The 12850-nt window shown below is 61.0% G+C and carries 17 protein-coding genes; 8 read left to right on the forward strand and 9 right to left on the reverse strand.

The annotated features are described in order from the left end of the window. Nucleotides 1-157: 157 nt before the first annotated feature. The 6 genes from AC1RT6_RS11330 (at nt 158) to AC1RT6_RS11355 (ending at nt 4535) form a co-directional block, all read left to right on the forward strand. Nucleotides 158-679 (forward strand): hypothetical protein, encoded by a 522-nt coding sequence (locus AC1RT6_RS11330; RefSeq protein ID WP_079447681.1) that lies wholly within the window; start codon nt 158-160, stop codon nt 677-679. Continuing rightward, nucleotides 672-1904, forward strand: a complete 1233-nt coding sequence (locus AC1RT6_RS11335) for an HlyD family secretion protein (protein WP_079447680.1) — start codon at nt 672-674, stop codon at nt 1902-1904. Before AC1RT6_RS11330 ends, AC1RT6_RS11335 begins: the two co-directional genes overlap by 8 nt. Nucleotides 1905-2127: 223 nt before the next feature. Beyond that, the gene (locus AC1RT6_RS11340; RefSeq protein ID WP_079447533.1) at nt 2128-2463 is read left to right on the forward strand and encodes a hypothetical protein; all 336 of its coding nucleotides are present in this window, start codon (nt 2128-2130) and stop codon (nt 2461-2463) included. 22 nt (nt 2464-2485) lie between these two features. Next, nucleotides 2486-2965 (forward strand): hypothetical protein, encoded by a 480-nt coding sequence (locus AC1RT6_RS11345; RefSeq protein ID WP_158081541.1) that lies wholly within the window; start codon nt 2486-2488, stop codon nt 2963-2965. Nucleotides 2966-3057: 92 nt separating this feature from the next. Continuing rightward, on the forward strand, nt 3058-3948 hold the full coding sequence (locus AC1RT6_RS11350; RefSeq protein WP_244553516.1) for a hypothetical protein: 891 nt from the start codon (nt 3058-3060) through the stop codon (nt 3946-3948). Nucleotides 3949-4100: 152 nt separating this feature from the next. After that, on the forward strand, nt 4101-4535 hold the full coding sequence (locus tag AC1RT6_RS11355; protein WP_079447682.1) for a hypothetical protein: 435 nt from the start codon (nt 4101-4103) through the stop codon (nt 4533-4535). A gap of 86 nt (nt 4536-4621) precedes the next feature. Here AC1RT6_RS11355 and AC1RT6_RS11360 read toward each other — a convergent pair whose 3' ends face one another. The 4 genes from AC1RT6_RS11360 to lgt form a co-directional block, all read right to left on the reverse strand. Next, nucleotides 4622-5575, reverse strand: coding sequence for a ribose-phosphate pyrophosphokinase (locus AC1RT6_RS11360; protein WP_079447683.1), 954 nt, complete (start codon nt 5573-5575; stop codon nt 4622-4624). Between the two features lie 318 nt (nt 5576-5893). Continuing rightward, nucleotides 5894-6664, reverse strand: coding sequence for a peptidoglycan editing factor PgeF (pgeF, locus tag AC1RT6_RS11365; protein WP_079447536.1), 771 nt, complete (start codon nt 6662-6664; stop codon nt 5894-5896). Beyond that, nucleotides 6661-7788, reverse strand: coding sequence for a class I SAM-dependent methyltransferase (locus AC1RT6_RS11370; protein ID WP_244553517.1), 1128 nt, complete (start codon nt 7786-7788; stop codon nt 6661-6663). Before AC1RT6_RS11370 ends, pgeF begins: the two co-directional genes overlap by 4 nt. Further along, nucleotides 7781-8647: a prolipoprotein diacylglyceryl transferase gene (gene lgt / locus AC1RT6_RS11375; RefSeq protein WP_079447684.1), complete on the reverse strand. Its 867-nt coding sequence runs from the start codon at nt 8645-8647 to the stop codon at nt 7781-7783. The genes AC1RT6_RS11370 and lgt overlap by 8 nt, the downstream gene beginning before the upstream one ends. Before the next feature lie 194 nt (nt 8648-8841). Between lgt and AC1RT6_RS11380 the strand changes: the two genes are divergently transcribed. Continuing rightward, on the forward strand, nt 8842-9099 hold the full coding sequence (locus AC1RT6_RS11380; RefSeq protein WP_079447538.1) for an accessory factor UbiK family protein: 258 nt from the start codon (nt 8842-8844) through the stop codon (nt 9097-9099). Between the two features lie 19 nt (nt 9100-9118). On the opposite strand, the gene AC1RT6_RS11385 is transcribed toward AC1RT6_RS11380, so the two are convergent. The 3 genes from AC1RT6_RS11385 to AC1RT6_RS11395 form a co-directional block, all read right to left on the reverse strand. Continuing rightward, nucleotides 9119-9271 (reverse strand): hypothetical protein, encoded by a 153-nt coding sequence (locus AC1RT6_RS11385; RefSeq protein WP_173816003.1) that lies wholly within the window; start codon nt 9269-9271, stop codon nt 9119-9121. Nucleotides 9272-9391: 120 nt separating this feature from the next. Continuing rightward, on the reverse strand, nt 9392-9874 hold the full coding sequence (locus AC1RT6_RS11390; RefSeq protein ID WP_079447539.1) for a MaoC family dehydratase: 483 nt from the start codon (nt 9872-9874) through the stop codon (nt 9392-9394). A 4-nt stretch (nt 9875-9878) separates the two neighbouring features. Then, a complete protein-coding gene (locus tag AC1RT6_RS11395) occupies nt 9879-10340 on the reverse strand; it encodes a MaoC family dehydratase (RefSeq protein ID WP_079447540.1) in 462 nt (153 codons plus the stop codon). 156 nt (nt 10341-10496) lie between these two features. Between AC1RT6_RS11395 and AC1RT6_RS11400 the strand changes: the two genes are divergently transcribed. After that, nucleotides 10497-10793 carry a DUF4282 domain-containing protein gene (locus tag AC1RT6_RS11400; RefSeq protein ID WP_079447541.1) on the forward strand — a complete coding sequence of 99 codons (297 nt, stop codon included), beginning with the start codon at nt 10497-10499 and terminating at the stop codon, nt 10791-10793. 159 nt (nt 10794-10952) lie between these two features. Here the strand turns inward: AC1RT6_RS11400 and ychF are convergent, their stop codons facing one another. Beyond that, nucleotides 10953-12050 (reverse strand): redox-regulated ATPase YchF, encoded by a 1098-nt coding sequence (gene ychF, locus AC1RT6_RS11405; RefSeq protein WP_079447542.1) that lies wholly within the window; start codon nt 12048-12050, stop codon nt 10953-10955. Between the two features lie 134 nt (nt 12051-12184). Further along, complete coding sequence (gene pth / locus AC1RT6_RS11410; protein WP_079447543.1) at nt 12185-12799, reverse strand: aminoacyl-tRNA hydrolase; 615 nt, start codon at nt 12797-12799, stop codon at nt 12185-12187. Nucleotides 12800-12850 lie beyond the last annotated feature (51 nt).

Raw genomic sequence — 12850 nt, forward strand, 5'->3', positions numbered from 1 at the left:
AAGGCTCACCGTGCGCTCGACATGACGGATGCCGACGCTTCGAAATGCCGCCGTAGTTGATCGTACTTGCCAAATTCCAAGCCTGTGCAATGATGCCAACCTTCGGCAAATGCCGGCTATACTTTTTCAGTTAGTTGTTTCCGGAATGGAGGACCGCTTGAGCGAGTTGCTTCATCCAAACGCCCCCCACGATCTTCCCTCGTTCATTACAGCGCCCGGTGACACGGATGTCTTGATGGTGGCTGTCGGCGTCATCCTGCTTGGAGCCGTTCTGGCGGTCGGCAATATCTATCTACGGCTGCATACCCTGCCGGAGCGGATGGCGCACAGATCGCAGAAGCTGCAGTTCGAGATTGTCGCCGTTCTCGGCTTACTGGCGCTGTTTACCCATATGCATGTGTTCTGGGTGGCGGGACTGTTGCTGGCGATGATCGACCTGCCGGATTTCAGCACCCCGCTGCGCAGCATCGCAGGCTCCGTGGCGACAATTGCCGGCATCCAGCCAGGCACGGCGGCGCCCCGATCGCCGCACGATATCGCGACCGCCGGCGCACCGGACTTGGCGAAGCCGGACTTGGCGAAACCGAACTTGGCGAAACCGGATTTGGCAAAGGCGTCCGACAAAAAAGAACCCGGCGAGGATGACGCCGGCGCTAGCGGGTTGCCGGGTCATGCTTGAACTGCTGCTCTGTTCGCTGCTGACGATCGTCCCCGATTATCTTTACCGGCGCTACGCGCAGGGAAAGCGGCTTGGCCGCGAAATCACGCTCTACTCCGTCTGGTTCGAGCTGAGGTGGGGCATTACCGCCTGTTTGATGCTCACGGTCGCCCTGATCACGGTGATCTTCTATTTCCATCCCTCGACGACGACAGCGACCCTGTACTTCAGGACCGTCCCGATCATCCCCGAGACAATCGGGCGGGTGGCCGAGGTTCATGTCGATTTCAGCGCGCCCGTGAAAAAGAACGACGTGATCTTCAAGCTCGACAGCTCGAAGCAGGAAGCAGCGCTGGAAACCGCTCGGCGCAAGATCGCTGAGGTGGATGCCGCGTTAGGCGCTGCACAGGTCGATATCATCAAGGCGGATGCCCAGATCCAAGAAGCCAAAAGCGCATACCAGCAGGCGTCCGACGAGCTTAACGTGAAGCGCGAACTGCAAAGGCGCAATCCGGGGATCGTCCCCCAGCGCGACATCGAGAAACTCGGGGTCCTGCTCGCGGGACGGCAGGGCACCGTGGATGCGGCAAATGCGGCGAAAGAATCCGCGATGACCCGCATGACATCGCTTCTTCCCGCGGAGAAGGCTAGCGCCGAGGCGGCGCTGGCACAGGCGCAGGTCGATCTCGACAAGACCTACATTCGCGCCGGCGTTGACGGACGCGTCGAGCAATTTTTGTTACGGCCTGGCGATATCGTCAACCCGATGATGCGATCGGCGGGAATCCTGATCCCGGAGGGCGCCGGCAAACGGTCGCTGGCGGCGGGGTTCGGCCAGATCGAAGCGCAGGTGATGAGGGTCGGAATGGTGGCGGAGGCTACGTGCATTTCGAAGCCGTGGGCCATTATTCCGATGGTCGTCACGAGCGTACAGGACTACATCGCGGCCGGTCAGTTCCGTGGCGGCGAGCAGCTCGTCGAGGCGGGGCAGACTCTGCGTCCGGGCTCGATTCTTGTCCTCCTCGAGCCGCTCTACAAAGGCGGCCTGGAGGGCATCACACCGGGAAGCAGTTGCATCGTCAACGCCTACACCAGCAACCACGACCAGATCGCGTCAAAAGATACCGGTGCCTTCAAGCGCTTCGCGCTCCACGCCGTAGACGCCGTGGGGATCGTGCATGCCATGCTGTTGCGCATCCAAGCCCTTGTGCTTCCCGTCAAGACGCTGGTCATGAGTGGGCATTGAGACTTGTGTTTCGATCTCAAGAGCAACATCGTGTCAAAACGATCCCGCGATTGCGACACTTCTCGCCGCTTGCTGGCTTCTGATTCAACCGTCGTTGAATCAGAATCCAGCATTATCTTTTTTGATTGATCATGATCTTTATCCGAAAAACGGTTTTCACTTTTTGGGATCATGCTCTAAGCATGAAGCGATTTTCTCTTCACATTGTGCGGGGGCACCATCCATGGCGGATGCCGATCTTGACGTCATCATCCGGCAGCTTGCGAAGCAGCAACACAAAAGCCTGACGGCGGCTGTGAAGACTCGGCGCGACCGCTATCTCGCTCTTGCAGCGAAAGCGAAGGATGTTGCAGGCAAGCAGCGCTTGCGGCAAATGGCGAAACACACGTTCGAGGAAGGCACCGCCGCCGCAAGGCGGTTGCGGATGTCCGCCGACAACGCAGCCGACAGCTACGCACGCGCGATGCGGCGGGCGGCGAACACGTTCGCGGCGGAACAGGCCGCCGCGCCGAAGAAAAAATCCGGAAAGACAGCGAAACCGAAAACGGTGAAGGCCTGACGCTTATAGCGTTTCGAGCGACGTGGATACCGGTTCGCCGGAAGAAACGCGTCAATCAAAAAGGGTGGATCACGATGATTTTGAATCGACGCGATCCGGAATCGAACGTGATCATTCCAATATTTTAACGCGAGATGCGGCTGGAAACCGCTACACCTTTTTCTCATCCCGCTCTAGATTTTCGTGCGCCATCAGCTTTGCCGCCGCGTCCCTCGCCTGCTCGGCATCCGCTATCAGCAGGAATTCGTTGCGCGCCAGTGTCACGCCGCTCGCCGTCGTCACCGCGCGTTTGGGACAAATTCCGAAGCAGCCGGTCATCACCACACGCGGGCGCTTCTCGCCGCTCGCCCGACTCAAAGCCTTCAGTTCCGATTTCAGCGCGCGTTTAACCGCGTGGCCGTTCGCGGCGCGCTTGAGACATTTTCTGCAGATCAGTATCGGTGAAGGCCGACGCGGCCGCGCGGTCGCGGGCGAGATTGAATTTACCATGATGAGCATATAGGCATCGCGCCGATGCGCGCATGCCCGCGCGCCATAATTTCGAACACACGCGGCCGCAATGTGCGGCTTCGGATTGGCGGACTGGCAGAACCCATGGCTTCGAGGATCATACGACGTACGGGTTTACTGCTTCTGGCGGTTGCTGCCGGCTGGACAACCGGAACCTTATCGGCACAATCGGGAGATGCTGACACTCCCGGCAACCCGGCGGAGCACATCGCGCCCGATGGCGACCTACCAACGGATTCCAAAATCGACTGGAGCCAACTCGAGGCCGACGGCTTTACCCTCTCAAAGGAAATGCCGCCGCAGGTTCGCCATTCACAGTCATCGTCGCAACCCGCATCCGACCCCGAACTTGCCTGGACCTCCCGCGATAATGCGGACGGCTCCGCCGCCCTTACCGCAAGACGTTCGGTTTCACCGCTCTGGGACACACGGATCGGGACCGATCTGACCGTCATACGTCAGCCGTCGCCGCTGACGGCGTCGGAACCCGCAGCGAACAAACTTGCAACCGACGCCCGCTCATCGCAGTCCTCGGGTCAGGCATGGGCAGCCGCCACCGCGCCCGGCCTGGGGCGGATCTGGGACAAGACCGCGCTTGAAGCACGGATTGACCCCGCCCGGGCTCAAACCATGCTCGATACCTCGCTCAGCAAATCGCTGCCTCTCAGCGACGGCCGTTACGCGGTTACCCTTCAGAACGGCTACAACGTCACTCAACACGACGCGCTGTCGATCCCGGGCATCAAGGGAACGCGACAGTATAAAACCGACCACTCGGCCAGGCTGAGCCTGACCGACACCGGCACCAGCCTGATCGCGGGACAGTCGCTTTCAACAAACGATAATAAATGGCTTCGCAGGATCGGTGCCGAACAGAAGCTGTTCGACGACATCAGCGTCGCCGGCTCGGTCAGCGAAACGCCGCAAGGTCCCCCGAACGCGAGCCTGACCGCAGCGTTCAAGCGTAAGTGGTGAGCCCGCCAGCGCGGCTGATTTCGGAGATTGAACGCTGCTCGCCGCAGATCGGCCCCGATGTTGTCAAAATCGGCAGCCCTGATACCGTAGCTAGAAACTCGTCGTGCGGGGGGACAACCGCGCTCGCTCAACGCGAAACAGGGAACAAGCCGATGAATGCCACTCCATCCGAAAAAGAAGAACCAAGCGTGCCCGAAGCCGATACGAACCTCGCCGCCGTCTCGGAGGTAGAGGCGGGTATTCGCGATTTCGTGCGCAACGACATCGCCTATCTGCGCCGTCCCGCTGCCAGTCCCGCCGCGGGTGCTCCGAACCCCGACGCGAAGCTGGAGCCGAACACGGAAGCAACGGTGAACAACGTCAACTCGCTGATCCAGCGTGTCGCCGGAACTTCGCTCGCCGAGATCGAGAACCTCGTCACCGAACTTGAAACCCTCCGCGATCTGCTTCATGCGGAAGGACAACGGGTCCAGCGCGAGATCTCGGGCTATGCTCAGCTGAGTCAGGCCGCGATGAAGTCGACCCGGATCATCGCGGACAACGTCGCGCAATGGAAACGCACAGCTGAGAACCTGCGCAACGAGTGAGCATATTGCTCTTGCAGCGAGGATATTAAAGTTTGATCCAGATCGAGCCTGGATCAGACTTTAGTGTCCTCACTTCAATCTGCCGTTCAGTCGAACAGGCTCGATACTGATTGTTCGGCAGCAGTGCGGTTGATCGCCTCGCCGATCAATCCGGCGATCGACAGCAGGCGGATGTTGCCGGTCTTGCTCACGGCGTCAGTCGGCTGGATCGAGTCGGTAATGACCAGCTCTTTCAGTTTTGAGCCGGCGATGCGCGCGGCGGCGGCGCCGGACAGCACCCCGTGAGTGATGTAGGCATAGACGTCCCGGGCGCCGTTGGCGAGAAGCGCGTCGGCGGCATTGACCAGGGTGCCGCCGGAATCGACGATGTCGTCAATCAGAATGCACGTATAGCCCGCGACATCGCCGATCACGTTCATGACTTCGGATTCGCCCGCGCGCTCGCGACGCTTGTCGATAATCGCCAGCGGAGCACTGATGCGCTTGGCAAGACCGCGCGCGCGCACCACGCCGCCAACGTCGGGCGATACCACCATCAGCTTGCCGAGTTCGAACCGCTCCTTGATATCGCGAACCATCACCGGGGACGCGTAGAGATTGTCGGTCGGAATATCGAAAAAGCCTTGAATTTGCCCCGCGTGCAGATCCAGCGTCAGCACGCGATCCGTCCCGGCGCGCGTGATCAGGTTGGCCACCAGCTTGGCCGAAATCGGTGAGCGCGAACCGACCTTTCGATCCTGCCGCGCATAGCCGAAATAAGGAATCACCGCGGTGATCCGGCGCGCAGAGGCACGGCGCAGAGCGTCCGTGATGATTAAAAGCTCCATCAGGTGGTCATTGGTCGGATACGAAGTCGACTGAATTACGTAGACGTCCGAGCCGCGCACATTCTCCAGGACTTCGACGAAGATCTCGTTGTCGGCGAAGCGACGGACGCTGGCTTTCGTGAGTTCAAGCCCAAGCCATCTGCCGATTTCCCGCGCCAGCACCAGATTGGAGTTGCCGGCGACCAGCTTGACGGCGCCGTTCTTGGCGGACATCGACGCGTCTCCCCGCGATGTGGTGGATACAACGTTCAACATCCCGTCTCCCGAGAGCCTCTCCGATCCCGCGGAGGCGGTGTATCAAGGAGTGGCCAAGTCTGGCAATACGCCGCCTTGCGGAATCCGGGGTAGATCCCGCCGAATCGGACGTCAATGACCGCTTAATGCGGCGAAGCCGACCACGCTCGCCGACATCGGCCGTCTGCGAAAAAGGGCCGCCCTGCGGTTGCCGGGTGGTAGCACGCGCCCGTTCTGCCCTGAGCGGAGCTTCGCCACACGGCATGAGCGATCATCGACCGTCGGCATCCGGCGCCGTTAATCAACGTCCAGCACGATCGCGTGGACGTGGCGGCCGAAATCCGGTTCCTCGCGATGCACCGAGCGGCGATAGCTGAAGAAGCGTTCGTTTGAATAAGTATCGATGCCGGTATCGTCGATCGTCAGCACGCCAGCGCGTTCAAGCCGCATCCGGATGAAGCCGCCGAGATCGAACATGGCATGGCCGTCGCGCTCCGACCGAACGAAGAACCGCTCATTGTCCTGATCGGCCTCCATGAATCGCGCGACGAATTCGGCTCCAACCTCGTAGCTTTGCTGGCGGATCAGCGGACCAATGGCAACGGCCATGTCGCGGCGCCGGCCGCCAAGCGCTTCCATCGCTTCGATGGTCTTTTCCAGCACGCCCGTCAGCGCGCCCTTCCAGCCGGCATGTGCCGCGCCGATCACGCGGGCCTGCGGATCGGCGAACAGGATCGGGCCGCAGTCAGCCGCGGTCACGCCGATCGCAAGCCCGGGGGTTCGCGTGACGATGGCGTCCGCACGCGGCCGGGATGACACGTCCCAAGCCCTGTCGGCGACTACGGCATCGGACGAGTGGAACTGGTAGAGCGAGAGAAAATTCCCTGGCGCAACGCCCATCATCTCGGCCATGCGGCGCCGGTTCTCGGTGACATGCGCCGGGTCATCCTGCGAACCGATGCCAGCATTCAAACTCGCGTAGATGCTCTGCGAGACTCCGCCTTCACGGGTGAAAAAGGCGTGCCGCAGCCCGGAAACCGTCGAAAGCAAGGTGGATGCCAGCGTCACGGCGCCCTCATCCCACCGCGACGCTCCCGATCGCTCAGTCCCACCAATTCGGTGAGACCAGGATCGGAGACGCCGATCACCTTGAACATCGACCCCATGCCGCCACGCCCCCCCTCGGTTAGACGCTTCAGCGCCGTCGCGATGCTGTCGGATATTTCAGGAGTTGCTTTCTCCATCAGGTTGACGGCGCGGGACTCGATGCCGAGCCGTCGCAAAAATTCTCCCTGCGTCACCGGCCCGTGCACGCGGGCACCGACATCCTCGGCTGCGCGGGCAAGCGCTTCGAAATCCACATGGGCTGTCACGTCCACCTGACCGGGATATTTCAGCGGATCGGCGAAGCTGTGCCTTGCGATGGCCTGAAAGGTATCGCCCGCGTCGCTGCGCACATGGCCGTAATCGATGATCAGCGCAGCGCCGCCGTGATCGCGAACGCGGGTTGCGATGGACATGATCTCGGCATCCGGGCGCCACTCGAAAATGGCCCCGACCGGCGCCGCGCGCACCAGCGGCGGCAGCAGCATGTCGAAGCGCGGCGTTGGCGCAGCGTTGGCGCCGAACACGAGTTGACCGCTGCTGTCGATATCGACAACCCGCTCGTGCCAGCCGTCGTCGCGTTTGACCATCTGATGGATCGGAAGCACGTCAAAGTATTCGTTGGCGAGGATGATCGCCGGTCCCTCCGGCACCTCGTCCAAGCTCGCGTGCCAATGGATGTTCGGCGTGCTGGACAGCGCCGCCTTCTGCTTTTCCCTCAGCTCCGGATTGATCTCGATCAGATGGACGCTGAGCGCCTGATACATGGGTGGCAGCACCCGCAACGCGCGTAGCGCATCCGCCATCATGGTGCCGCGGCCGGGACCGAACTCAATCAGCCGCAGCGTGGCCGGAGAGCCGATCGACCGCCACACCGAGGCGCCCCACAACCCTAGCAGTTCGCCGAACATCTGGCTGACTTCGGGCGACGTGATGAAATCACCCTCGCGCCCCAATGGGTCGCGCGCGATATAGTAACCGTGTTGGGGATGGGTCAGGCAAAGCTGCATGTAGCGCCAGACCGGCAGCGGACCGGACGTCTTGATCAGCTTCTTGATGTCGGCCAGCAGCGGAGAAGGTTCAGCCACGATCGACCTTGCCCGGATTCGGAATCGCTCGTGCGTCTGACGCCCGCGAACCGCGGGACCAGGCGGCATAGACAATAGCGAGTCCAGCGATAACCATCGGTATCGACAATAGCATTCCCATGGTCAATCCACCCCACAGAAATCCGAGCTGTGGATCCGGCTCGCGAAAGAATTCTGCGACAATCCGCGCCAGCGCGTACAGCGTGATGAAGCTGCCAAGAATCAGCCCCGGCCGCTTGAGCGCGCCGAAGCGGATCATCAGCGCGAGGATCGTGAACAGTACCAGCCCCTCGAGCGTGGCCTCGTAAAGCTGGCTCGGATGCCGCGGCAGCGGGCCGCCGTTAGGAAACACCATGGCCCAGGGCAGGCTCGGGTCGGCCGGACGTCCCCACAATTCGCTGTTGATGAAGTTGGCGATACGGCCAAGAAAAAGGCCGATCGGCCCGACCGCGGTGGCGACGTCCCCAAGCGACAGGATCGGCAGGCCGTGCCGGCGGCAGAACAGGATGACCGCCGCGACGCAGCCCATGAAGCCGCCGTGAAACGACATGCCGCCGTTCCAGAGCTGAAAGATCTGGGCGGGATGGTGGATGAAGAAATCCAGATTGTAGAATAGCACATAGCCGACGCGGCCGCCGACGATGATGCCGATCGTCACCCACAGGATAAAATCGTCGAGCTGCACCACCGAGATCGGCGCCGGTCCCCCCCAGAGCTTCTCGCTCCTGAGCAACGCCCGCGCATAAAGCCAGCCGAGCATGATACCGCCGATATAGGCCAGCGCATACCAGCGGATCGCGATCGGACCGAGCGAAATGGCAACGGGATCGAAGACAGGATAGGTGATGAGGAGAAACATCGGATTCGTTCTATCCAAGGCGGAATGCCCGCGCTTGCCGTGAGCATCCACCTCTCGAACGGCCACGTAACGATTGCAAGGGAAATCCGGCCCCAACAAGGCTTGCGACGGTTCGAGCGGGCTTGAACTGCCGTGTCGGGATCGCCATTCTCTCTCGGTGATATGGCGATCTTGCCGCTAACCGGAGATAGTAGATGACCCAGACCAGCAACCGGTTTTTCGACGAGATTGGACGACTTATGAACGATACCGCCGGGGTGGCTCAGGGGCTCAAGCGTGAGGTCGACGCGGTAGTCCGCCATCAGGCAGAGAAGATCCTGCGCGATCTCGATTTGGTCAAGCGCGAGGAGTTCGAGGCTGTGAAGGAGATGGCGCGGCTTGCGCGCGAGGACAATGAGACGCTGAAGGAACGGATCGCCGCGCTTGAAGCCAGGCTTGGCTCGGCCGGCTGAACGGATGTTTCAGCAGGGGTCAGCGAGCGGGGATGTGCGCGACTGCAACACTGTCCAGCGAATATACGCCATCTGAGTAGCGCTTCACCACGGTCCACGTTGCCAGCGTTACGGCCAGCGTCACGCTCGCGAACAGCAAGCCGACGATCTTCAATCCAGCGCGATCTGCCATGGCGTCCCCCTGCCCCTTACCCTGACGCGTTTCGACAAGACTGTCTGAGGGTTCACAATTCCTTAAAAGAGGCTCGTTTTCGAATAAAATTCCTCCAAACTAGGTCAATCGTGCACCCCCTCAATCCTGCGGAAGCCGGCGCGGGACGAAAACTGAGCCCAAAAAGGAAAAGACCAGTTCGCCGCGCTGGTTCGTGCCGGTGTTACGTATTTGCATAACGCCCCATTCCGGACGAGAGTGGGTGGCTCTCAGCGATTCGACTTCGCTGGCATAACTGACAGTATCCCCCGCCAGGACCGGTTTCAGCCAGCGCAGGTCGCGAAATCCGGGCGACGGCCCCCACATCCCCGGCTTTTCGCCGCGCGCGGCGGCTTCCGCCGCCTCACGCTGACTGTCCGCGACCATCAGCTTCATCCAAACCGAAACGACATGCCAGCCGGAGGCTGCCAGACCGCCGAATAGTGATTTGCGGCCTTCATCCTCGTCGAGGTGAAACGGCTGCGGGTCGAATTGTGACGCGAATGTCTTGATGAGATCGCCGGTGAAGATAAACGAACCGAGATCACGACGCTGCCCGACCCCCATGTCTTCGAAATAACCCAAGAGCTCAGCTCCGCGCCGTCTGCTCCGCGCGGCGCCGGATCATGATCGGAGACACCGCCTCGAGCAATACCTGGCCAGAAGCATTGCGCATGCGTATCGCGAAGGTCACGATTCCCATCTCCGGACGGCTGCGCGACGCCCGCGCCGCAGTCACATCGACGTCCAGCATCAGATCGTCGCCCGGCCGCAGCGGCGACAGCCAGCGGACTTCATCAACGCCGGGAGAGCCGAGCGAAGCGGTCCGTCGGATATAGCCGTCAAACATCATGCGCATCATAAGCGAACACAAATGCCAGCCCGAACCCGATAGCCCGCGCAGCATGGTATGCTTCGCCGCCGCCTCATCGAGATGCATGGGCTGCGGATCGAACTCGGATGCGAATGCGATGATGTCGTCACGACTGACATGCCGCGGCCCGAAAGTGCCGAAATGGCCGAGGGGGAAATCTTCAAATGTCAGGGTCATGGCGAGAGCTGTTGAAGGATGCCCGATTGTGGCCGCTATTTGCAGCAATCTCAACCCGTACGCCAGCATGCCGCGGCGCGAGCTTGCCGGGAGCGGCCCTTGGGGTAAGTGCCGCCCGGCTCATGACGGCCGCGCGACGCGCGAGGGGAACGGCAAATGTTTGAAATCCGGGATCTGTTTCAGTGGGATCGCTTCATCACGCCCACCATCATCAAGGTATTTTATTGGCTGGTCATTGTCCTGATCGTGCTGTCGGGATTATCCGGCATCTTCGCGGGCCTGACCTCGATGGCCGTCAGTCCCTTTAGTGGTTTCATCACGATCCTTCTGAATGTCGCCGGCGTCCTCGTTGGCATCGTGTTTTCGCGGATCGCGGCCGAGTCGATCCTGATCGTCTTTCGTATCAACGAACATCTCGGTGCTATTCGCGATCAGGGCACGACCCGGTCGTAGCATGATCCGATCCAAGGATCGGTTTTCTTTCGGGATTCATGCTGAGCATGATCCCGACTCGAATGGCCGCGCCAGCGCAACGTGAAAACCGGTCCGGATGAGAGCATGCTCAGCCGGAAGAACTAAGCAAAGCTTGATTCAACGCAGTTGAATCGGACTCTAGGTATTGAACCGGAAATGCATGACGTCGCCGTCAGCGACGACGTATTCTTTTCCTTCCAGCCGTAGCTTGCCGGCGTCGCGCGCGCCTGCTTCGCCATTGAGCGCCATATAGTCGGCGCAAGCGATGGTTTCGGCGCGGATGAAGCCCTTTTCAAAGTCGGTGTGAATGACGCCCGCCGCACCTGGGGCCTTGGTGCCCTTGGTGACGGTCCAGGCGCGCGCTTCCTTCGGGCCTACCGTGAAATAGGTGATGAGATGCAGCAGGTCGTAGCCCGCGCGGATCAGGCGGTCGAGACCCGCCTCTTCCAGCCCCAGCGTTTCAAGGAAATCGGCGCGCTCCTCACGCGACAGCGTCGCGATCTCAGACTCAATCTTCGCGGAAATCACGACCGCGACCGCGCCTTCCTTCGCCGCATGTTCGAACACGGCTTGCGAGAAGGCGTTGCCGCTCGCCGCCGAGCCTTCCTCGACGTTGCAAACGTAGAGCACCGGCTTTGAGGTCAGCAATCCCAGCATGCGGAAATTGCGTTCTTCCTCAGGCTTGCGCTCCATGCCGCGCGTCGGCTTGCCGTCGCGCAGGAGCTTGAGCGCGCGCTCGACCAGATCGAGCTGCTCCTTGGCTTCCTTGTCGTTGCCCTTGGCCTTTTTCGAAAGATTGTCGACGCGCTTCTCGAGGCTTTCGAGATCGGCCAGCATCAGTTCGGTCTCGATGGTCTCGATGTCCGCGAGCGGCGCGATTTTGCCCTCGACATGGGTAATGTCGGAATCCTCAAAACAGCGCACGACATGCGCGACCGCATCGACCTCCCGGATGTTGGCGAGAAACTGGTTGCCGAGCCCTTCACCTTTGGATGCGCCGCGCACCAGACCGGCGATGTCCACAAACGTTAGTTGCGTCGGAATGATCTGCGCCGATTTGGCAATCGCCGCGAGCCCGTCGAGGCGCGAATCCGGCACCGCCACGGCGCCGACATTAGGCTCGATGGTGCAGAATGGATAGTTCGCCGCCTGCGCCGCCGCCGTTTCCGTCAACGCGTTGAACAGGGTCGACTTGCCGACATTGGGCAACCCGACGATACCGCATTTGAAACCCATGATTCATTCCGATATTTGGCGCGGATTGCGCAACCGACCCGGATCGCCATAAGCGGGGCTTAACCCGCCTATCCATTTTATTCGAGGAACCAATCGCCGGACCGCTGGCGATGAAGACGATTTGACCTGGCCGTTTACTTGGCGCCGTTGTTGTCCTCTTTATCCTTCTCGGCAAATCCCTTCGCCTGCATCGCGAGATGCACCTTGTTCTGGAATGCCGAATCCCTGGCGGCGACGAGCAGTGCTGCGTTTTCCGCAACGACGTCCACCAGCGCCTCGACCCAGGGACGTTCGCTTTTGGGGAAGTCGTTCAGCACGTGCGCATGCACTAGTTCCTTGATGCCCGGGTGACCGACGCCCAGTCGAACGCGGCGATAGTCGTTGCCAACATGCGCCGAGATCGATCGCAGGCCGTTGTGTCCGGCAATGCCACCGCCGACCTTGACACGAACCTTGGCCGGTGGGAGTTCGATTTCGTCGTGAAACACCACGACATCACCCTGCGTCAGCTTGAAGAACTGCGCGGCGTCCTGAACCGCGTTGCCGGAGTTGTTCATGTAGGTCGTCGGCTTGAGCAGGATGACCCGCTCCCGGTCGAGCGTGCCTTCGGAAGCTTCACCCTGAAAGCGGCGGCGCCACGGTGCGAAACCGTGACGCCGCGCAATCTCGTCCACGACCATGAACCCGATGTTGTGTCGATTCCCCTGATACTTCGTGCCGGGATTTCCCAGTCCGACGAACAGGCGCATGACGCGGATCCCCTAGAGCATTTTCCGGCTAAGTGGAATCCGGTTAGCCGT

The sequence above is a fragment of the Nitrobacter sp. MLSD-S21 genome, from assembly GCF_058809865.1.

Bases quoted from the DNA above. Each gene is read 5' to 3' on its own strand.
- AC1RT6_RS11355 (WP_079447682.1), top strand. From the start codon at position 4,101: ATGAATGCCACTCCATCCGAAAAAGAAGAACCAAGCGTGCCCGAAGCC.
- AC1RT6_RS11400 (WP_079447541.1), top strand. From the start codon at position 10,497: ATGTTTGAAATCCGGGATCTGTTTCAGTGGGATCGCTTCATCACGCCC.
- ychF (WP_079447542.1), bottom strand. From the start codon at position 12,050: ATGGGTTTCAAATGCGGTATCGTCGGGTTGCCCAATGTCGGCAAGTCG.
- AC1RT6_RS11335 (WP_079447680.1), top strand. From the start codon at position 672: ATGCTTGAACTGCTGCTCTGTTCGCTGCTGACGATCGTCCCCGATTAT.
- AC1RT6_RS11380 (WP_079447538.1), top strand. From the start codon at position 8,842: ATGACCCAGACCAGCAACCGGTTTTTCGACGAGATTGGACGACTTATG.
- AC1RT6_RS11340 (WP_079447533.1), top strand. From the start codon at position 2,128: ATGGCGGATGCCGATCTTGACGTCATCATCCGGCAGCTTGCGAAGCAG.
- AC1RT6_RS11360 (WP_079447683.1), bottom strand. From the start codon at position 5,575: ATGTCCGCCAAGAACGGCGCCGTCAAGCTGGTCGCCGGCAACTCCAAT.
- lgt (WP_079447684.1), bottom strand. From the start codon at position 8,647: ATGTTTCTCCTCATCACCTATCCTGTCTTCGATCCCGTTGCCATTTCG.
- pth (WP_079447543.1), bottom strand. From the start codon at position 12,799: ATGCGCCTGTTCGTCGGACTGGGAAATCCCGGCACGAAGTATCAGGGG.
- AC1RT6_RS11395 (WP_079447540.1), bottom strand. From the start codon at position 10,340: ATGACCCTGACATTTGAAGATTTCCCCCTCGGCCATTTCGGCACTTTC.
- AC1RT6_RS11385 (WP_173816003.1), bottom strand. From the start codon at position 9,271: ATGGCAGATCGCGCTGGATTGAAGATCGTCGGCTTGCTGTTCGCGAGC.
- AC1RT6_RS11350 (WP_244553516.1), top strand. From the start codon at position 3,058: ATGGCTTCGAGGATCATACGACGTACGGGTTTACTGCTTCTGGCGGTT.